The organism is Rothia terrae, from assembly GCF_012396615.1.
Taxonomy (GTDB): domain Bacteria; phylum Actinomycetota; class Actinomycetes; order Actinomycetales; family Micrococcaceae; genus Rothia; species Rothia terrae.
The window spans coordinates 1-20902 of the sequence record NZ_JAAXPV010000015.1; the positions used below are offsets into that span (position 1 = coordinate 1).

Sequence of the window (20902 nt, forward strand, 5' to 3'; positions counted from 1 at the left end):
GCGGGTTATCGCGCAGGTCAAGACGTGGCGGGTTTTGCATACAGGTTTCCGGCGGCCGCTGAGCGTGTATGGGCGGGTGTTTGCGGTGGTTCGGGGGTTGGTGTTTTATGCGGCTGGGAGGACTTTTAAATAAGCCTCTTTGCATCGCTTCTAAGTCGTAGCCAGTCTCTGGGAGCGGTTATAGCTGCAATCCACTTAGGATCAAATTCTGAGTAGTTTTTGTTTGCAATTTTAAGAGCTACTTCTATCAGCTCTGGCCAACTTTTTCGTAAGCGATTTCTAAGCAGGGCTGCCGAGGGAACAGTGCGCAGATTAGAACTCCACTCTTCATATTCATGAACTGCATATGATGCTCGAGGCTCTGAACAGAACTCCACAAGCGCTGCGTACATATCATCATCGTTGAATGCACGTTTACGTTGAACAGCGTAGGTTCCTTCAACGCCCGCAGCTTTAACCGCATTTGCCCACGTGCCGAATCGGATTGTTGGTGTTTGTTTAGTCGGGCCTCCGCGTGGCACACTCCAGTCCTGAAACGCCTGCGCTGAAATTTTACCTGTCTCTTCTTTACACTTACGAATGAGACTCAAAATTTCTTCGTCTGACCATCGGGTTCGATTTTCTTTTGATTTTCTTATATTTGCAGGGTGTAAGGATTTCCTATCACCTAGCATCTTAGAAATTTCTGTTTGTGAAATTCTGAATTTATCGACCGCTTCAGCTATTGGTCGTCCTGAATTTTCATGTGACCAAGCGATGACTTTTCGACGTTTTTCTTCCCACTCAAGTTTGGACTCATATTCGTCAATGATTTTTCGCGCAGATTTAATCTCCGGCGCAGACCAAGGACTCTTATTAATGATTTGTCGGCCTCTTTCACGGGTTAGATCGGTGCCGACCACGGCCTCCTCTAGCGAGGCTCCATTTGCGTAGGCGACTACAATTTCAGCATTTCGCTGGTTCTCAATCTTCTGATGCGCTGTGTTGATAATTTCTTCAATAAGCGTGAATGCTTCTTGAACCATCATCTCGTGTGTCATATGTTAATCCCAAAATCCCGATTTATTTTGATGTAAGTTGTCGTAATTGTTTAGTAGCCACTTTGCTAACCAATAACCCCGCTAAACCTCTCATAAAACGCTTGCAGGCGCTCGGTGAGGCGGGTTTTACGGCTTGACCTGTCCTTAGCTCTACCAAAACGTGAGCCAACGTTGGTGAGCAGCTCACTGATTCGGGTTCCGTTGCTCGGGATGCCACCGCGCTGCCACGATTCCTCAACCAGTGCGCGCGCTTTATCTTCGTGCAATTTTTCTTCTTGAATGATGCGGGTAAGCTCTTCATCGGCTTGCTCTCGAATGTATTGCTTCCACTCATCCTGTACATCCCCGGTATGCCCTGAAATACGTTCGATGAAGTTCTCAATGAGGTCCTTCTTATTGTGAAGAGAAGGGCTGGAGTTCACTGCACGGCTAATTTCTTCACGAACCTCAACGTCCTCGCCGTTGCCCTTGGACTTACGGTAACGGTCTACCAGCATCAGGATATGGTCAACCCCGACTTCGACCTGTTTGATGAGTTCAATTTCGAACACGACATCATCGGTGATTGACTCGCGCTCGGTCTTGTTGAGCTCGCGCATTTCACGGTACAGGTCAAGGTAAATACTCTTGTAGTCCTGCACAGCCCGTTCATTGAGAATGTCTTGGTCCTCAAACTCGTCGAAGGACGTCAGAACATTACGCAGTCGCAGAATTTCGCCGAAAATCTTAATGAAGTTCTTTTGGTTCTCTTCTCCGATAATTCGCATATCGGTTCCATCGAGCTCAAAGTTTCGGCGCAATTCGTTAACTTTTTCAGCGTACGAATTGAGGTAGTCAGCATAAGGCTTAAGTAGTACAGTGCCTTTAGCATCCTTATTGCCAAATAGTGCCAGAGCGTCGTCAGTTGCTTCTTCGAGGTTTCTAAAGCAAACGATATTGCCGTATGTTTTCACCGAATTGAGAATACGGTTAGTACGGCTAAATGCCTGAATCAGCCCGTGTGAGTGTAGATTTTTGTCTACCCACAGAGTGTTGATGGTCTTCGAGTCAAAACCTGTGAGGAACATATTAACAACGATGAGCAGATCGAGTTCACGTTTTTTCATACGTTCTGAGACGTCTTTATAATAACCCTCGAAGCTCTTAACAGAGGTCTCCCACGACTGTTTGAAGGTTTCGTTATAGTCTGCGATAGCGTCCTGTAAGAAGGCTTGAGAGCTTGCATCTAGCTCGTCAGTCTCGAAGCCTTCCTCACCCAAAAGTCCGCCAGCTTCTTCTTCATTGGGCGCGTAAGAGAAGATGATAGCTGTCTTCAACCGTTTGGTTTCATCATCACCGTAACGCTCATCTTGAAGCCTATTAATGATGTTGTAGTAGCTCTTAGCAGCATCGATTGAAGCAGTAGCAAGAATCGAGTTAAAGCCTTTGACGCGTTTGTCTTTGAGAGTATAGCTCTCTTGTCGTTTAGTCTTCTGGTCGTAGTGGTCAAGAATGTAGTTGGCGACCTGTGTGAGGCGTTGGGGTGAGCGCATGGCCTCTTCAGTTTCGATACCGTAAACCTCTCGGTCTTCGATGTCCTTTTTGAGACTTACGGTGTTGTGGTATTCGATTTTGAAGGGCAGCACATTTTTGTCTGCGATTGCATCCACGATGGTGTATGTATGCAGTCGCTCGCCGAAAGCATCAGCAGTGGTTTTTAGTCGTACATCTCCCCCGGTTCCCGCATTATCCGAGAAAATTGGTGTGCCGGTAAATCCGAATAGGTGGTATTTCTTAAAAGACTTGGTAATTTGTTTGTGCATATCACCGAATTGAGAACGGTGGCACTCATCAAAAATCATCACCATGTGCTCTTTGAACACTGGATGGTTGGGGTTCTGCTTGATGAAAGTGCTCAGCTTCTGGATGGTGGTGATGATGATTTTGGATGCTGGGTTCTCAATCTGTCGTTTAAGCACAGCTGTTGATTTGTTTGAGTTGGCTGCGCCTTTTTCAAACGCATCGTACTCACGCATGGTCTGGTAATCGAGGTCTTTGCGGTCAACAACGAAGAGCACCTTGCTAACAGTTTCTATGCCTGTAGCAAGTTGGGCTGTCTTGAAGCTTGTGAGGGTTTTGCCTGAACCGGTGGTGTGCCACACGTATCCGCCTGCGTTCAAGCTGCCTTGGGTTTTATAGTTGGTTGAAATCAGGATTTTTCGCAGGATGCGTTCTGTTGCCACGATTTGGTAGGGGCGCATGACCAACAGTTCTTGGTCTACCGTGAACACGCAATACCGGGTCAGAATATTGAGCAGTGTGTGACGGGCGAAGAAGGTTTTTGCGAAGGCTGTGAGCTCGGTAATCGCTTTGTTGGTGGCGTCTGCCCACCAGCTGGTGAACTCAAAGGAATCCGCGGACGCTTGACGGCGGTTGCGCTTGTCATCGCCAACATGTTTGCGCCGTACTGTATTTGAGTAGTACTTGGTACGAGTGCCGTTTGAGATTACGAAGATTTGAACATATTCAAAGAGACCTGAGTCTGCCCAGAAACTGTCGCGTTGATAGCGGTTGATTTGGTTGAAGGCTTCTTTGATATCCACGCCACGGCGCTTGAGTTCCACATGGACCATGGGAAGACCATTGACGAGAATAGTCACGTCGTATCGGTTTGAGTAGTTGCCACTGTCGGTGGCGTACTGGTTAATAACCTGCAACGAGTTGTTATGGACGTTGGTTCGATCAATGAGAGTGATGTTTTTAGCTAGCCCGTTATCGCGTTCCAGAAGCTGAACGGGTTCACGCTGAATCATGGTGGTTTTTTCGAGGACACCGTAGGAATTATTAGCAATGGTGGTTTTGAAGAATCGTTCCCACTCGGAGTCGCTGAAGGTATATTCGTTGAGCTTTTCTAGCTGTACACGCAGGTTTTCTTCAAGGTCAGAGGCTTTGGTGATGCGGACGTACTCATAGGCCTGTCCCTGCAGGATTTCGATGAAACGCTTCTCAAGCTGAGCTTCTGACTCGTAGGTGAGTTCCTTTGTTTTTACAGCATCGTATTCAGTAACGACGGTGTTTTCTTCAGTAAGGACGATGGGGTCGTATTTCTTGGCGGCAGGGGTAATGATAGCCATTGAATTTGCTCATCCTTAACTTTTGTATTCAGGGGTCTTTTCACAGGATAGTTGAGCTGCTCAGTCAGTTCAGGTGTTCACGTGGCGCTGCTAAGAATTGGTCGTTTTATTTCATGATTTAAAGAGCTGTGTGCCCGGTGAGAGTTCCGGGCACACAGCTAAAGATAAGTAATAATTTGTTGAGTTCGGGCTACGCTGATGCTGATTCGAGCTCCTTGAAGGTTAGTAGCTGGTCGCGGTAGTACTCGTACTGTTTACGACGAGCAGCGATCTCAGCGGGCAGACCGGAGCTGATGTCATTGACCAGGGCGTCGAAAACTGAAATCTGTTTTGATATCTTTCGCTGTAACCAAAGCTCAGGAAGATTAACTACTATTTTGCTGAAATTTGTTTTGTTCAGAATAGGCATAGTAGACCCATTCTTTCTGCCCAACCTTAACATATATTCGCGCCTAGAAACGAGCCAGTAGTACAAATATTCAATATCTACATTATCGCTAACCTCTATTGAATTAATCTGTTGGTTAAAAACAGATTCTTGAGTAGGGATAACAGCCTTACCCATATCAGCGCCAATACAGGTAACCAAGATTGAATTATCTTTTACGACCTTCCAATTTTTATTAAACACCCATTCTTTATCTACTGTACGTTCAGATGAACTTATATACTTTTGCCCATTACGAATATCGCTTGGAGTAACAAAATTTATACCTTCAGACCATGCTGAGGATTCCAGTTTTGATGGAGTTTTACCAGTGGATATAACACCTACTTCAGATAGATTTAGGTAATTATATTTTATTTTGTCTGAGAATAAGAGAGAATCTCGATAGTGGGCATACTGCTTTCTCCGTGCCTCCAGCTCAGCCTCCAGCTCAGCCTCCAGCAAGGTGAATCTATCTAAAATTCTAACAATTTCTTTCTGGACTTCCAGAGGCGGTACAGGGATTTTAATTTTATTTAGCACTTTTTGCGTGAGGCTGGGTACGCCACCTGCTTGGTTATACTCTGCCAACTTTGCCTTGATGAGAACATGATAGAAGTACTTTGGAATTATCTGACTTTCATCTATTTGAGTGTAAAAAATGGTATCTACAACCCAAAAGGGGTCTTTTTGATAGTAAACATTTCCCAAAGAACCTTTTCGGGGAATCAGCACTGAAACTTTGTCATAAATAAAATAATCAACATGAGTCATAACACCACCAGATCCATAAACAGGGTACCTGCCTGAATTTAGATGTTTATAGTCACGACCATTCTTAATTTTTGCAACTTTTTCAATGGGTTTATATACAATCCCATCAGGGCATAGCTCATCAATAAGGTCTTGAATCTTGCTCATTATGATTCACTCCCGCCTTGTTCTAGCTCAGCCACAATCGCATCAATTTGGGTTCGTAGTTCGCTCTGACGCGCTACGATTTGTTCAATCTCGGCATTGAGTTCAACAATATCGATGACCTCGCGGGTATCCTCAACCTCAACATATGAGGAAACAGAGAGATTGTAATCGTTCTCTGCAATAGTGCTGTTATCAACCAGCTTCGCAAAATAATCTACGTCTTCACGCTTAGCGAGCGCGTCAAGAATCTCCCCACGGTAATCAGGCGTTAGCACATTCTTGTTACCGGAACGCTCAAACTTTGCCGAGGCGTCGATAAAGAGTGTCTTGTTATCGGGCTTCGCCTTTTTCAGAACGATAATGCAGGTGCCAATGGTGGTACCGAAGAAGAGGTCCGGCGGCAGCTGGATAACCGCGTCCACATAGTTACCTTCAATGAGGTACTTTCGGATTTTGCCCTCTGCTCCCCCGCGGTACAGAACACCGGGGAACTCAACAATGGCTGCGGTACCGTTTTCAGCAAGCCAGTGCAGAATGTGCATCGTAAACGCAAGGTCAGCTTTAGACTTCGGAGCGAGCACACCTGCCGGAGCAAAACGCTCGTCGTTAATCAGAAGCGGGTTAGCGTCACCCTCCCACTTCACTGAATACGGCGGGTTAGAAACGATCGCCTCAAACGGTTCTATATGACCGTGCATTGGCTCAATCAAAGTATCACCGTGAGCGATATCGAAACTCGCATAGTTGAGGTTATGCAAGAACATGTTAATCACCGCAAGGTTGCGAGTCGTCAGGTTAATTTCCTGACCAAAGAAACCTTCACGCACGTTCTCTTTACCCAAAACCTTGGCGAACTTGAGCAGAAGCGAGCCTGAACCACAAGCAGGGTCATATACTTTATTGACCTGCTTCTTACCCATAACTGCGATTCGTGCCAAGAGCTCAGAAACAGACTGCGGGGTGTAGTACTCGCCACCTGACTTACCAGCACTCGATGCATACATGCCCATCAAGTACTCATAAGCATCACCGAAGGTGTCATTATGTGAATCTGCGTAGCGACCAATCTTGAAGTTACCGACCTCATTGAGCAGCTTCAGCAAAAGGTTATTGCGCTTAGATACCGAAGAACCCAGCTTATTGCTGTTAACATCCAGCTCATCAAATAGACCTCGGATTTTATTGTGCTTGTCGCTGAGCACACCCCGAGCAGAGCCCTCAATACGCTGGAAGATAGCCTGCAACTCTTCATTGAGATTTGAGTTATCTGCATTTGCACGCCTGCGGACGTTCTCGAACAAGTCTTCAGGCAGAATAAAAAAGCCTTTTTCGCGCACAGTATCTACAATCGCGTCCTGGCTTTCAGCAATCTCAACATCACTCATCTGAGCGTAGCTTTTCTCACCCTCAGCAAGCTCAGCATCCAAGTAGTCCGTGAGATTCTCAGAAATAAACCGGTAGAACATAAAACCCAGTACATACTGCTTGAAGTCCCAACCATCCACGCTACCGCGCAAATCGTTGGCAATACGCCACAACGTACGGTGCAATTCATCGCGCTCTATATTCAGAGCCATCGTAGTCCTTTCACATGACAAAACTGATTCAAGTCTACCTTTCCAGCAAAGTCAGCCGTGCAAAAGAAACTGGGCTTATCAATAAATCTGACCAGTAGGTAATAGTGCTTAAAAATTGCTCCATGGAGTTTGTGAGACTCAGTGCTCATTCATCCCATTTTGATAACGTTTTAGCACTTTCCCACCGCAATCATCACAGTTTCATAACACTTTAAATCACTCTTGACCAGTGGTTTTGCCGCACTCATTATTGAGGTATCGATACAACGTAGTATCGCCGAGGCCTGAAAGGCACCACCCATGAAAACCACACCGCTCGCCGTCGGCGCGCTCGCATTCACCGCTCTTCTAACTGGTTGCTCATCCAGCTCAATCACCGGGAATAAGCCCGAAACTCCAGCATCCTCAGCATCAACGAGTGCATCCGCTACAGCATCAGCATCAAGCTCCCACGAGCAAAGCACCGCAAGCACCAGCTCAGCCCGGCGCCCTCGCCTTCAACTACAACGGCATGAACTGCTACCTAGCTGGTAAAGAAGCATCCTGCAACGGGTTCGACCCAACCCATAACGTCAACTTCTTCTTCAGCGACCACGGCTACACCGAAGTACCCGTAGGCCAGCCCGGTTCAGCGTCCGATATGGCACCGGCACAAAACACCCTGCCCAACGGCTACGAGCTTTCCTCAGAAGGAGCGTCCTACCGCGTCGGTCAGCACACTTTCATTTGCGACAACGCCATTGGCGCCACCTTCGGCATTGGCCCGGACGGCTTCTTCCAGGGCTAAACCACAAAATAAACCAGCTAAAAGCCGGGACTCAGACAACAACTGACCCCAGGCTTTTGCCGCCTAAAACTCTTCTAACAGGTCAATAAAACCGCACGTCATATTGACGTTTAAACCAGCAAACATTCACTAATCCCCTGCCTTACGCGCCTCTACCCCTAAGCTGAAACTAACCACAGTTATTATTTCTTACATACAGAAATGGAGCGCGTTATCGTGTCAGATAACGCCACTGCTTCACAGGCTACCCCGGGCTCACCAAGCAAGCAATTTTCACCATGACGTTCGGCTTCTTCGGCGTCAACATGGCGTTCTCGCTCCAAGGCGCGAACATGAGCCGCATCGCTCAAACCCTCGGAGCAGACCCCAACCAGCTTGGCTTCTTCTTCGTCTCCCCACCGCTCATGGGCATGGTTGTGCAACCAATCCTCGGACGCATGTCAGACAAAACCTGGATGGGACGCTTTGGCCGCCGTATGCCCTACCTGCTGATCGGCACCCCGCTGGCGGCAATCGTCACCTTCTTGCTCCCATTCTCAGGCTCCTTCGGATTTGGCTACGGCTCACTCGCCGCGCTCATCTACATGGCAACCGCTGTCTGCCTCATGGACGTCTTCAGCAACATCGCCATGGCGCCCTTCCGCATGGTTCTAGGCGATACCGTCAATGACAAACAGAAGAACTTTGCCTTCGCCTGCCAACAAATCTTCGCGTACGCAGGCGGTATCTTGGCGGCGCTGTTGCCCTACGTTCTCACTCAGCTGGGCGTTCCCAACACAGCCGAGAAAGGCGTCGTACCGCAGTCAGTGATTTGGTCATTCATGATCTCAGCGGTTCTGCTGGTCATATCGGGGCTCTTTACCGCCCTGCGCACCAAAGAATACGATCCCGAAACCTACGCCCGCTACCACGGCGTTGATTTGCGCGCCAAAGCTGAGGCAGAAAACGTCGGCACACTCACGCTCTTCAAGAACGCTCCTCGCGCCTTCTGGGAACTATCGGTCGTACAGTTCTTCTCATGGATCGGCATCATGTACACCTGGACCTACGCCACCGGAGCCATGGCAAAGAACATCTGGGGCACTACCGACCCAACCTCTGCCGGTTACCAGGACGCCGGCAATTGGTACTCCGTCATGACTGCGGTTCTGAGCATCTCAGCTCTCATTTTCGGTATTCTCTACTCGCGTTCGGACGCTGGCCACCGCAAGCGCTGGTACGCCTTCGGCCTGTTCTGCGACGTAGTCGCTATCGTCGCCGTGGCAACCACCCAGAACAAGTGGGTAGCTCTTGCCGCCTTTGTTCTCTACGGCTTCGGCAACTTCGCTATCAACACCATGCCGTTTGCGATTTTGACGTCCTCGCTCAAAGGCAAGAACGTTGGCTCGTACCTGGGCCTGTTCAACATTGCAGTGTGTCTGCCGCAGATTATCGGCTCGGTTGCTGGCTTCTTCTTAGTACCCGCGTTCGGCGGCAACCTCTCATACATGATGCTCTTTGGCGCAGTCTTCATACTCATCGGCGCGGTCTCTGTATACACCGTCCGTGAAGGACGCTAGTTCACGGCTACCTGCATACGATAAACGAAAGCCTCGGGATAGATTCCCGAGGCTTTCCTTATTTACCCGCTAGGGATTTACTGTAGCAGGTCTTCGTCAGCATCCAATACCCATGATGCGAAGGACTGATCTGCGCTCTCACGGTGAGCAACGAAGTTGCGGGTCAGTCGTTCAACGTAGTCAGCCAACTCGTGCTGCGCGACCTTGAGGCCTCGCACCGTGCGTCCTACATTGCCCTCGCCCTTGTTGGTGTAATCCGCCAGCTGCCCGCCCAGGTGAACCTGGTAACCGGGCATACGTTCACCATCAACGGTAATAATCTGCCCCTTAAGCCCGATATCAGCGGTCTGAATACGAGCGCAAGAGTTCGGGCAACCGTTGATGTGCAGAGTCAACTTAGCCGGAAGCTGGTCTTCAATATCAGTCAAACGCTTTTCGAGCTCCGCAATGACCTCAGTGGCAACGTCTTTGGTTTCAACGATCGCGAGCTTGCAGTACTCGATGCCGGTGCACGCCATGGTATTGCGGCGGAACAGCGACGGCGCGTGTGCCAAACCCAGCTCATTGAGTCCCTGCACGACTGCCGGAACTTTGTCACCGGGAATGTCGAGTGCCACGAACTTCTGGTAGACAGTGGTGCGCAGACGATGCGAGCCGTTAGCTTCAAGAAGGTCAGCGAGCGCGATTAGCTTGGTGCCCGAGAAGCGTCCGACGGTGGTTGCAGCGCCGATGTAATAGTTGCCGTCTTTTTGTTCGTGAATGCCGATGTGATCGCCAGATACTTCGGGCACGGGTGCGGCGGGGCCATCTGCTAGCTTGTAGCCGAGGTATTCGTTTTCAAGGACGTCGCGGATTTTTTCGGGGCCCCAGTCAGCCAGGAGGAACTTCATGCGAGCGCGGTTGCGCAGGCGTCGGTAGCCGTAGTCGCGGAAGATTGAGGTGACACCTGCCCAGACTTCGGGTGCTTGTTCGGGAGTGACGAATGCGCCGAGGCGTTCTGCGAATTTGGGGTTGGTGGACAATCCGCCGCCTACCCACAAATCGAAGCCGAGCCCGAGTTCGGGGTGTTCAACGCCGATCAGAGCGATGTCGTTGATTTCGTGGATGACGTCCTGTGAGGGGTGCGCCGAGATCGCTGTCTTGTATTTGCGCGGCAGGTTGGAGAATTCGTGGCTGCCGATGTATTGGTCCCTGATTTTTTCGAGGACGGGAGTGGGGTCAAAGAGTTCATCTTTGGCGATGCCTGCAACGGGTGAGCCGAGGATAACGCGCGGTACGTCGCCGCATGCCTCGGTGGTTTGCAGTCCAACCTCGTCAAGTCGACGCCAGATTTCGGGTACGTTCTCTACCTCAACCCAGTGCAGCTGGATATTCTGACGGTCGGTTATATCTGCGGTGTCGCGGGCAAAATCACGGGAGATTTCGCCGATGACGCGTGCCTGCTGGGTGGTCAGCTGGCCGCCGTCGATGCGCACACGCATCATAAAGTACTTGTCTTCAAGTTCTTCGTTAGACAGGGTTGCTGTCTTGCCGCCGTCGATGCCGGGTTTGCGCTGGGTGTACAGACCCCACCAGCGAAAGCGTCCGTGAAGGTCGTGATCTTCAATGGAGTCGAAACCTTCGCGGGCGTAGGTGTTGAGGATGCGGTCGCGAACATTCAGACCGTCATCATCTAGCTTCCATTCTTCGTTGCCGTTGAGAGCCTGCTTACCGTCAATCTTCCATTGGCCGTTGGGCTTAGCGGAGCGCGGTGCCTTCTTTTCAGGTGTGGCCTCATCAGCTCGAGGTGTCAGTGTTTTTGCCATGAGTTTCTTACCTTGTGTGAATCTTATTTCTTTAGTGCGTTGTTGAGGGCGCCATTTTTTCGCTGTAGTAGCGTCGGCGCTGGGTGAGCTTTTTGTTGGCGAGCATTCCTCGGATGCTTAGGCCACCGCCTACGAGCACCACGAGGGCGTATGCGAGCGGGGCAAACTGCTCGTGGTTGGGAATCGCATCCAGTACGTAGCCCATGTTGGTGAGCACCAGCGTCGTGCCGACAAAACCGCCCAGCACCGTGGGGTTGACGATGCTGACCAGCCAGGCGGCAATCGGGGCTGCCACCATTCCGCCCAGCAAAAGACCGCCCACAGCCATCAGGTGCTGAAGAAGCTCGTCCCACATAGCCAGCAGAAAACCGGCGGACGCTGCCAAGGTCACCAAGAACTCGGCGGTATTGACGGTGCCAATGATGCGCCGTGGCTCTTCACGGCCGATGCTCAGCAGGGTCGATGACGTGACCGGCCCCCAGCCGCCGCCACCGGCCGCGTCCACAAAGCCACCGAACAGGCCAAGAGCGGAAAGCATACGACCGCGTGGAATACCAGCGCGCTTGCCCGCTACCCTGCCCCGGGCAAAGCGAATCACCAAGCTGATACCAATCAGCGTCAAAATTCCTGCCGTTACCGGCTTAGCAAAAGCTAAGGAAATATGAGCCAGCAGCGTTGCACCAATAAAAGCACCGATAGCGCCGGGTATACCGAGCCGTAACACCACACCCCAGTCAACATTCTTGAACTTCCAGTGGCTCAAACCAGAAACCAAAGTAGTGCCAAGCTCAGCCACATGCACCGTTGCTGATGCCGATGCGGGGTTCATCATTGCCAGCGCCATCAGCAAAGTAGTTGATGTAGCGCCAAAGCCCATACCCAAACTGCCATCGACCAGCTGGGCAACCGCTCCCCCTAACGCAATCAGAATCAAAGAGCGCATATCAGCCTCTTAACCGTTGAACCACGCCTCGCGTTACGCGGCGCGTCCAACCAATCCTGCTGCTAGGGTGTTGCCGTCTTGAGCGTCAATGACAAGGAACGAGCCCACGCGGCCACGGCCGGAATACTGCTCAACGGGTAGCGGCTGAGCAAGCTGAATGTTCACCGTTGCGATGTCGTTGAGCGCCACTTCTTCAGCCGGTGCAGAGGTTGATGAGTCAATATCAAAAACGCTCTCAACGCTGCGGATGCGCGCACGCACCAGCGAGGTTCCATAACGAACGTTCACCTTAGCGCCGGGCTTGAGTGGCTTCTCAGACAGACCCACCAGTGTTGCGGTGAACTCACGCTGATCCTCAGGACGCTGCGCTGAACTCAACAGGTCACCACGTGAAAGGTCAACATCATCAGCAAGCAACAGCACCACGGAGTCATCAACACCAGCGCTATCTACAGCACCGTCGGTGGTCTCGATGCGAGTCACTGTAGAGCTCAAACCGTTGCCGGTAGCCACCGTGTCGCCCACGCGTACGCTACCTGCAGTCACGCGTCCTGCATAACCGCGGTAATCCTTGCCGTGATCACGAATCACGTACTGAATCGGAAAACGGAACTCGGTAGAGGTATCGTTCGCGGTCTCAATGGTCTCCAACAGGTGCAAGACGGTCGGGCCGTCATACCAGGGAGTGTTTTCAGAGGGTTCCACCACGTTGTCACCGAGCAAAGCACTAATCGGGATAACGTTGACGTCATCAACGCCGCGCTCATGCGCCAACGCAGTAAATTCATCGCGAATGTTCTCAAAGATTTCCTGTGAAAAATCAACCAGGTCAATCTTATTGACAGCCAGAATCACATGCTTGATACCGAGCAAACCTGCAACGCTCAGGTGACGGCGAGTCTGAGTCACCACACCGTGGCGGGCATCCACCAGCAAAACCACAACATCAGAAGTTGAAACACCGGTAACGGTATTGCGAGTGTACTGCACGTGACCGGGCGTATCAGCCAGGATAAAAGTGCGCTGCGCGGTTGAGAAGTACCGGTAAGCAACATCAATAGTGATGCCCTGCTCACGCTCAGCACGCAAACCATCAACCAGCAAAGAAAGGTCAATATGCTCAAGACCCTTCTCACGCGAGGTACGCTCTACCGCAGACAGCTGATCAGCGAGCACGCTCTTAGTATCATGCAACAGGCGTCCCACAAAGGTTGACTTACCGTCATCTACGCTACCTGCGGTGCACAGGTGAAGGGTCTGACGCTGCTGTAGTACCTGCGAAGCAGTGTTTTCAGGTGTAAGAGTCATTTTAGAAATACCCTTCCTTCTTGCGGTCTTCCATAGCGGATTCGCTCAGGCGGTCATCGGCGCGCGTAGCACCGCGTTCAGTCAAAGTAGATGTAGAGATTTCGGTAATAATGTCTTCAACCGTGACGGCATCTGACAGCACAGCACCGGTGCACGACATATCACCCACCGTACGGTAACGAACACGCCTAGTTTCGGTGGTTTCGTCCTTGCGCGGGCCACCCCACTCGCCAGCCGTCAACCACATACCGTCGCGCTCAAACACCTCGCGGTCATGCGCAAAATAAATCGGCGGAAGCTCAATACCGCGAGCACCGATGTACTCCCAAATATCAGCCTCAGTCCAGTTAGAAATCGGGAACACACGAATGTTCTCACCCGGTAGATGGCCACCGTTGTAGAGGTTCCACAATTCAGGACGCTGGCGGCGAGGATCCCAGCCGCCGAAAGAGTCACGCACCGAGAAGATGCGTTCCTTAGCGCGCGCACGCTCCTCATCGCGTCGAGCGCCGCCAAGCACCGCGTCGTACCCCTGCTCTTCAATGGTCTCAACCAAAGGCACAGTTTGAAGCGGGTTACGAGTACCGTCAGGGCGTTCCTGCAACTCGCCGCGGTCAATCCAATCCTGTACCTTAGCCACGCGCAAACGCGCACCGGTTTTCTCCACCAGGTTGTCGCGGAAAGCTAAAACCTCAGGAAAATTATGGCCGGTATCAACATGCAAAAGCTCAAACGGCACCGGCGCAGGCGCAAAAGCTCGACGCGCCAACTCATAGACAACAACAGAGTCTTTACCGCCAGAAAACAGCAAACCGACCTTGTCGAACTGCCCCGCAACCTCGCGAAGAATATGAATCGACTCGTTCTCTAAATCTTTAAGATGAGGTGATAGTGAAGTTGATGTGCTCATGTGTGCAAACCGCATTCCGTCTTGTTAAATCCTGCCCAGCGTCCACTGCGAGGGTCCTGCCCTTCTTCCACCTTGGCGGTGCACGGTGCACAACCAATCGAAGGGTAACCAGCCAGCGTCAGCGGATGAATAATCAAATCTTTGTCTTCAATAAACTGCTGAGTCTCTTCCAAGCTCCAGGTGACCAGCGGCGAGATCTTCAACCGGCCATTCGCGTCAATATCCAACGCCGGAGTGTTAGCACGCAACGGCGAATCAGCGCGACGCAAACCGGTAATCCAACCAACGTACGGGCCCATAAAGCTCGCCAAAGGCTCAACCTTGCGCATTCGACAACACGCCGTCGGGTTCGAGGCAAAGAGATCTTTACCGTAGGTCGCGTCCTGCTCAACAGTGCTCAGCAACGGCTTAGCCGTAATCAGTTCCTGCGGGTAACGCTGTTTGACCTGCTCAGCCACGGTCAACGTCTCAGGAAAGTGATACCCGGTATCAAGAAACAGAAAATCAGCATTCGGCAGATAATCCGCTGCCAATTCAGCTAAAACGGTGTTCTCCATGGACAAGGTGACAGCCAGCTTGCCCTGCACATGCTCGTGAGCCCACTCCAAGATTTCTTGGGCGCTCGCATCGTACAAAGCATCCGCATACTGCTCAACCAGCTGCTGATTGTGGGATTTTTCAGCATCGCTCAGTTCCAACGGGGGTTGGGTGCCCTCCGGGCTCACCTCAGGGTCTTTGAGTAAGCGCGCATCAGACCCAATCCCAAAATTCTTAAATGTTGGTATTGCCTGCGGCATGGGACGTCCTTCCAACTGTGTGTTCAGTTGGTTGCCAGTCTAAACACCTACCACTAGGACTTTCACGTACTTTTTATTCAGCCCGTCATGTCACGTATAGATTCGTCAGAAAAAGTAACTTTGCAATTTTACGTAAAGAGTAAATATGTAGACTCGCGCCCATGCGCGCGATTATAAGCTGTCATCACCGGTGATTCCAGTGTTTTTTAACACTTCGTCATGTTTGCCGGATGCGAGCCGCGTCCAGTTGCTTTTGTCGCATTGCGTCACGCTAGCGGCTAGTTGAGAAGAAGCGTGACACAATGAGTCCTATGCGTATTTTGTCTATTCAATCAGCTGTAGCCTACGGTCACGTTGGCAATTCAGCAGCAGTATTCCCGCTTCAGCGTCTGGGCCACGACGTTATGCCCGTCAACACCGTTCTATTCTCAAACCACACCGGCTACGGCGCATGGCGCGGCCCGCTTGTTTCAGGCGATGATGTACGCGAAATCGTCACCGGCATCGAAGAGCGCGGCGGCCTCGACGACACCGCCCTCGTCATCTCCGGCTACCAGGGTGGCTCATCCATCGGCGACGCAATTTTGGACGCGGTTGCCAAGGCACGCGCTAAAAACCCTAACGTCCTGTACTCCTGCGACCCGGTGCTCGGTAACGCAACCTCGGGCTGCTTTGTCTCCCCCGAAGTTCAGGAACTCATTCGCGACCGCGTCATTCAGCACGCGGATATCATCACTCCCAACCAGTTTGAGCTCGGCTTTGTGACTAACACTGATCCCAAGACCCTGGACGAGGTGCTTGAGTCGGTGAAGAAGGCTCAGGAAATCGGCCCGAAGACTGTTTTGGTCACCAGTGTCTCAACCCCGGACACCCCCAAGGATTCCATTCAGATGCTCGCTGTTTCAGGTGATGAAGCGTGGCTAATCACTACCGACCGTCTGCCTATGAAGGCTAACGGCTCAGGCGACGTTACGCAGGCGCTTTTCGCATCGCACTTCGCATCCGGCAAGTCACTGAAAGAAGCACTTGAGGTGACTACCGCCTCCGTTTACGAACTGTTGAAGAAGACCCTGGATTCAGGTCAGCGAGAACTCCAACTCATTGAAGCTCAGGAATCGTACGTAGCGCCTCAGGTGAAGTTCGAGGCGCAGCGTATCAAGTAACGTCCTGCCATACACACGCCTTGGCCCGGCGTTTTTGGCTTGAACCGGCTATAACCAACCGCCAGCTCAAGCGAAAACGCCGGGTCAACGTGTCAGTGGCTACAAATCCGGTAGGACGCGTCCGCCTCCAGCACGCGCTCCTTAGCTACCGAAGCGACGACGGACGCAGAGTCCTCATCACCAGGAATCACGAGAGGCTCAGCCACAATCAGACTCTTCCCCGCTCCATCGAGTTTGTGCAACAGGCCTTGGAAGAAGCCGCGTCCCATGAGATAGGTTGAAACGAACTCAGCTGAATGTTCCTCAACAACATCGGCGATTTTAGGGTCGATGGACGCCACAAAACCGTGCGGCGCGTGCTGAGAGAGTAGAGTGCTAAAAATTTCGGACTGCAGCTCCACTGCCTGACGCCCGTCAGCGCGAGATGAACCGGCGGCGGCCATAACAATCTGACCGTAGCCGTCCCAGCCAGCTTCTTCTAGGCGGGTACGCTGCAGTTTAGCGAGCTGGGCGGAAGGCCCCAGTGCACGGGCGATGCGGACATCGCGTGCCGGGGACGCATCGGCGGCTTTCTTCATATCCACTTGAGTGTGGTAACCGGTGGAAAGTAAAAGCGGAACCATGATGACTTCATCCTCCTCGCTGAACTTCGCGGCAACCGCGTCCAACGATGGTTCTTGAACATCAACGTACGCCTCGTGCACCTGAAACTCCCCCGCATCTGCAGCCTCAAGTTGCTGAGCGAGGGACTCGCGGATGGCGTCGATAGTGGCGCGTCCGTCGGGGCTGTCGGTGCCGTGGGCAACTGCGATGACGTGTTTCATTTAGAGTCCTTTGCGAATCACTTTGTACTGCGCTGCTTGAGCAACCGGGCGCAGGGTGATGTGGTCAAGGTTGATGTGGTGTGGTACGTTGACCGCGAACGTGACGGTCTGCGCAACATCTTCCGCCAGCAGGGGCTTTTCGACCCCAGCGTAGACCTTATCGGCAGCGTCCGCTGATCCCAGTCGGTTGAGTGAGAACTCTTCGGTGTGCACCATGCCGGGGCGAATCTCAATGACGCGCACGTTGTTTTCGGATTCTTCTAGGCGCAGGGCTTCGGTCATACCGCGTTCAGCAAACTTGGCGGCGTTGTAGCCTGCCCCGCCCTCATAACCGGCCTCAGCAGCGGTTGAGGTCAGCGTCAGCACGGTTCCTTCCCCGGATGCGCGTAGGGCGGGCAAGAAGGCACGCGTCATGTTCAGCGTACCCACCACGTTGAGCTCAAACATAAAGCGGTAGTCTTCGCTTTTGCCGCTGCCCACCGAATCAACACCGCGAGCGCCACCGGAAATATTCACGAGAGTGGAGATTGCACCGCTGTGCTGTTCCACAATGTTCTGCGCAGCTTTATTGACTGCGTCCTCGTTAGTGATATCAAGCGGGATGGCAATGGCGCCGGTCTGTTCAGCCAGTTCATTCAGGCGGCCTTCGCGTCGTGCGACTGCGTAGACCGTCCACCCGGTAGCGCGCATCTGCTCGACAGTTGCCCGCCCAATTCCCGATGATGCACCTGATACAACGGCAATCTTGCCGGTGTGTGCATCGGATGCGAAGGGGTTGGTGGGAATGGTCATGGTGTGCCTCCTAGTATCCCGCTAATCGTTGGTCAGTCTCTATTCTATGAAGCGTCGCGGGTGTAAGCCTTCTAAAACTAAGAAGCGAGGTTCATATTTTGATTTGTGAAGCTCTAGCAGTGCTCCAATGTTGCACAATCTCACGCTGTAGAAAGTAGGGGTATCTTAGCGTCTGACTTCAATACATGAGACAATGGCGAGCATGGCTGAAAATACATTGGGCACAGACACGCCCGTAACCATTAATGTTCCTGATCGTCCCGCGCTTGAGGGTCTTGAGCAGAAGCTCACCTCGCGTTGGGAAGAAACTAAAACCTACGCGTTCGATGAGAACACTACGCGTGAGCAGGTGTACTCGATTGATACGCCTCCCCCGACGGCTTCGGGTTCTTTGCACGTTGGTCACATGTTCTCATACACCCAGACCGACGTTATTGCGCGTTACAAGCGTATGACCGGCAAGAATGTCTTCTACCCGCTGGGTTGGGATGACAACGGTTTGCCGACTGAGCGTCGCGTCCAGAACTACTACGGTGTTCTGTGTGACCCCGCTATTGCTTACGACCCTGACTTCAAGGCGCCCGAAAAGCCCGCCAAGAATCAGCGCGACTGGCCCCGTATTTCACGCGGTAACTTCATTGAGCTGTGTGAAGAGTTGGCAACTGAAGACGAGAAGGTCTTTGAGCAGCTGTTCACCACCTTGGGCCTGTCAGTGGATTGGTCACGCACCTACCGCACCATCGATGCTCACTCACGCAAGGTTTCCCAGCTTGCTTTCTTAAAGGATCTTGAAGCTGGCAATGCTTACATGGCTGAGGCTCCTACCATGTGGGACATCACCTTCCGCACCGCGGTTGCTCAGGCTGAACTTGAGGATAAGGAACGCGAAGGCGCGTACCACCGCATCTCATTCCACCGCCCCGATGGTGAGAAGGTCTGGATTGAAACCACTCGTCCCGAGTTGCTTCCTGCCTGCGTTGCTCTTGTTGCTCACCCCGATGACGAGCGTTACCAGCCCCTGTTTGGCACCAAGGTAACCTCGCCGCTGTTCGGTGTTGAGGTTGAGGTTAAGGCTCACCCGCTGGCTCAGCCCGATAAGGGCGCAGGTATCGCAATGGTCTGTACCTTCGGCGATACCACTGACGTCACCTGGTGGCGCGAGTTGCAGCTTGATACCCGTGCGCTCATTGGACGCGACGGCCGCTTTGCCAAGGAAACCCCCGAGTGGATTACCTCAGCTGAAGGACGCGAGCGCTACGAGCGTATGGCTGGCGCAACCGTTTTCTCAGCACAGAAGGCTGTCGTTGAGATGCTGGTTGAGACCGGTGAGATGGAGGGCGAGCCCAAGAAAATCATGCACCCCGTAAAGTTCTACGAAAAGGGCGACAAGCCTCTTGAAATCGTTGCTTCACGTCAGTGGTACATTCGCAACGGTGGACGTGACGCTGACCGCCGCGAGAAGCTGATTGAGCGCGGCCGTGAGATGAACTGGCATCCCGCTTTCATGCGTTCACGCTACGAAAACTGGGTTGAAGGCCTGAACGGTGACTGGCTGATTTCGCGTCAGCGTTTCTTCGGTGTGCCGTTCCCGGTGTGGTACAAGCTTGATGCTGAGGGCGAGCCGGATTACGAGAACCCGATTCTTCCCGATGCGGCGTCCTTGCCTATTGATCCCGCATCCGAGGTTCCTGCTGGTTACACCGAAGATCAGCGCGGCGTTGCTGGCGGCTTCATTGCAGACCCTGACGTCCTTGATACCTGGGCAACTTCATCACTGACCCCGCAGATTGCGACCGGTTGGGGTGTCGATGACGATCTTCACTCAAAGACCTTCCCCATGGACCTGCGTCCGCAGGGTCACGACATCATCCGCACCTGGCTGTTCTCAACCGCTGTACGCGCTGAGACCCTCGCGGGTAGCGTGCCCTGGCACAACACCGCGCTTTCCGGCTGGATTCTTGACCCCGATCGCAAGAAGATGTCCAAGTCAAAGGGAAACGTCGTTGTTCCTAACGACGTTTTGGACAAGTACGGCTCGGACGCTGTTCGCTACTGGGCGGCATCCGCTCGCTTGGGCGCAGATACCGCCTACGACGAAGGTCAGATGAAGATCGGCCGCCGCCTGGCTATTAAGTTGCTCAACGCATCCAAGTTCGTGCTCAATCTCGGCGCAATCCAGGATTCAGTGATTACTTCTGAGCAGCAGGCTCAGGTTGTCACGAATGAGCTTGACCGCTCAGTGCTTGCTCGCCTGGCAACCCTCGTTGAAGAAGCAACTCGCGCCTTTGAGAACTACGAGTACGCACGTGCTCTGCAGATCTCAGAGACCTTCTTCTGGTCATTCACCGACGACTACGTAGAGCTGATTAAGGATCGTGCCTACGGCGCTCGCGGTGAAGAAGAGCAGGCTTCTGTTCTGGCAGCTTTGGCTACCACCTTGGACGCGATGCTCCGACTCTTCGCCCCCTTCATGCCTTTCGCAACCGATGAGGTTTGGAGCTGGTGGCGTGCCGGCTCAGTTCACCGCGCCCCTTGGCCCACCGCCGAGGGTTATTCAGCTGTTGTTAACGGTGCAGATGCAGAAGTTCTGCCCACCGTTGGTTTGGCGCTGGGTGGTCTGCGCAAGTCAAAGTCTGAGGCTAAGGTCAAGCAGCGCACCGAGGTTAAGGTTGCTACCATTACCGCCGATGCAAGCTCCATCGCCCGCGTCCGCGCAGGTGAAGCAGACCTCAAGGCTGCAGGTAACGTCGCAGAACTCAACTTGGTTGAGGGCGACGTTGATGAGCTGACTGTCAGCGATGTTGAACTGGTTGTAGAAACCGAAGAAGCAAAATAATTTCGCTTCCTCAGCTTAACGCTCATCGCTTGGCGCCCAGTACACCTGGGCGCCAAGCGTCTTTGTGAAGGATTGAACGGTGTCAGAGAAATTCGACATA

Annotated in this window: 15 protein-coding genes; 4 read left to right on the top strand and 11 right to left on the bottom strand. The window is 52.4% G+C overall.

The window, feature by feature from the left end:
* Positions 1–125 precede the first annotated feature (125 nt).
* The 4 genes from HF984_RS08590 to HF984_RS08605 form a co-directional block, all read right to left on the bottom strand.
* On the bottom strand, positions 126–1040 hold the full coding sequence (locus HF984_RS08590) for a homing endonuclease associated repeat-containing protein (protein ID WP_168615267.1): 915 nt from the start codon (positions 1038–1040) through the stop codon (positions 126–128).
* 65 nt (positions 1041–1105) lie between these two features.
* A complete protein-coding gene (locus tag HF984_RS08595; protein ID WP_168615268.1) occupies positions 1106–4153 on the bottom strand; it encodes a type I restriction endonuclease subunit R in 3048 nt (1015 codons plus the stop codon).
* Positions 4154–4343: 190 nt separating this feature from the next.
* On the bottom strand, positions 4344–5501 hold the full coding sequence (locus HF984_RS08600) for a restriction endonuclease subunit S (RefSeq protein WP_168615269.1): 1158 nt from the start codon (positions 5499–5501) through the stop codon (positions 4344–4346).
* Entirely contained in the window at positions 5501–7078 is a 1578-nt protein-coding gene (locus HF984_RS08605; RefSeq protein WP_168615270.1) for a type I restriction-modification system subunit M, read from the bottom strand. The genes HF984_RS08600 and HF984_RS08605 overlap by 1 nt, the downstream gene beginning before the upstream one ends.
* Positions 7079–7496: 418 nt before the next feature.
* Between HF984_RS08605 and HF984_RS08610 the strand changes: the two genes are divergently transcribed.
* Positions 7497–7865, top strand: a complete 369-nt coding sequence (locus HF984_RS08610) for a hypothetical protein (RefSeq protein ID WP_168615271.1) — start codon at positions 7497–7499, stop codon at positions 7863–7865.
* A 278-nt stretch (positions 7866–8143) separates the two neighbouring features.
* Complete coding sequence (locus HF984_RS08615) at positions 8144–9424, top strand: SLC45 family MFS transporter (protein WP_168615272.1); 1281 nt, start codon at positions 8144–8146, stop codon at positions 9422–9424.
* Positions 9425–9501: 77 nt separating this feature from the next.
* Here the strand turns inward: HF984_RS08615 and HF984_RS08620 are convergent, their stop codons facing one another.
* The 5 genes from HF984_RS08620 to HF984_RS08640 are packed head-to-tail and all read right to left on the bottom strand — an operon-like array spanning position 9502 to position 15187.
* Entirely contained in the window at positions 9502–11229 is a 1728-nt protein-coding gene (locus HF984_RS08620) for a nitrite/sulfite reductase (RefSeq protein WP_168615273.1), read from the bottom strand.
* A 31-nt stretch (positions 11230–11260) separates the two neighbouring features.
* Positions 11261–12172, bottom strand: a complete 912-nt coding sequence (locus HF984_RS08625; RefSeq protein ID WP_168615274.1) for a sulfite exporter TauE/SafE family protein — start codon at positions 12170–12172, stop codon at positions 11261–11263.
* 33 nt (positions 12173–12205) lie between these two features.
* A complete protein-coding gene (locus HF984_RS08630; protein ID WP_168615275.1) occupies positions 12206–13480 on the bottom strand; it encodes a sulfate adenylyltransferase subunit 1 in 1275 nt (424 codons plus the stop codon).
* Position 13481: 1 nt separating this feature from the next.
* A complete protein-coding gene (cysD, locus tag HF984_RS08635; protein WP_168615276.1) occupies positions 13482–14390 on the bottom strand; it encodes a sulfate adenylyltransferase subunit CysD in 909 nt (302 codons plus the stop codon).
* Positions 14387–15187 carry a phosphoadenylyl-sulfate reductase gene (locus HF984_RS08640; protein ID WP_168615277.1) on the bottom strand — a complete coding sequence of 267 codons (801 nt, stop codon included), beginning with the start codon at positions 15185–15187 and terminating at the stop codon, positions 14387–14389. Before HF984_RS08640 ends, cysD begins: the two co-directional genes overlap by 4 nt.
* A gap of 311 nt (positions 15188–15498) precedes the next feature.
* Between HF984_RS08640 and pdxY the strand changes: the two genes are divergently transcribed.
* Positions 15499–16350: a pyridoxal kinase PdxY gene (gene pdxY, locus HF984_RS08645; RefSeq protein ID WP_168615278.1), complete on the top strand. Its 852-nt coding sequence runs from the start codon at positions 15499–15501 to the stop codon at positions 16348–16350.
* 92 nt (positions 16351–16442) lie between these two features.
* On the opposite strand, the gene HF984_RS08650 is transcribed toward pdxY, so the two are convergent.
* Together HF984_RS08650 and HF984_RS08655 are read right to left on the bottom strand one after the other, a co-directional pair.
* A complete protein-coding gene (locus HF984_RS08650; protein ID WP_168615279.1) occupies positions 16443–17174 on the bottom strand; it encodes a sirohydrochlorin chelatase in 732 nt (243 codons plus the stop codon).
* Positions 17175–17966 (bottom strand): SDR family oxidoreductase, encoded by a 792-nt coding sequence (locus HF984_RS08655; RefSeq protein WP_168615280.1) that lies wholly within the window; start codon positions 17964–17966, stop codon positions 17175–17177.
* 202 nt (positions 17967–18168) lie between these two features.
* Here HF984_RS08655 and valS point away from each other — a divergent pair, with 202 nt between their 5' ends.
* On the top strand, positions 18169–20802 hold the full coding sequence (gene valS / locus HF984_RS08660) for a valine--tRNA ligase (protein ID WP_168615281.1): 2634 nt from the start codon (positions 18169–18171) through the stop codon (positions 20800–20802).
* Positions 20803–20902: the final 100 nt, after the last annotated feature.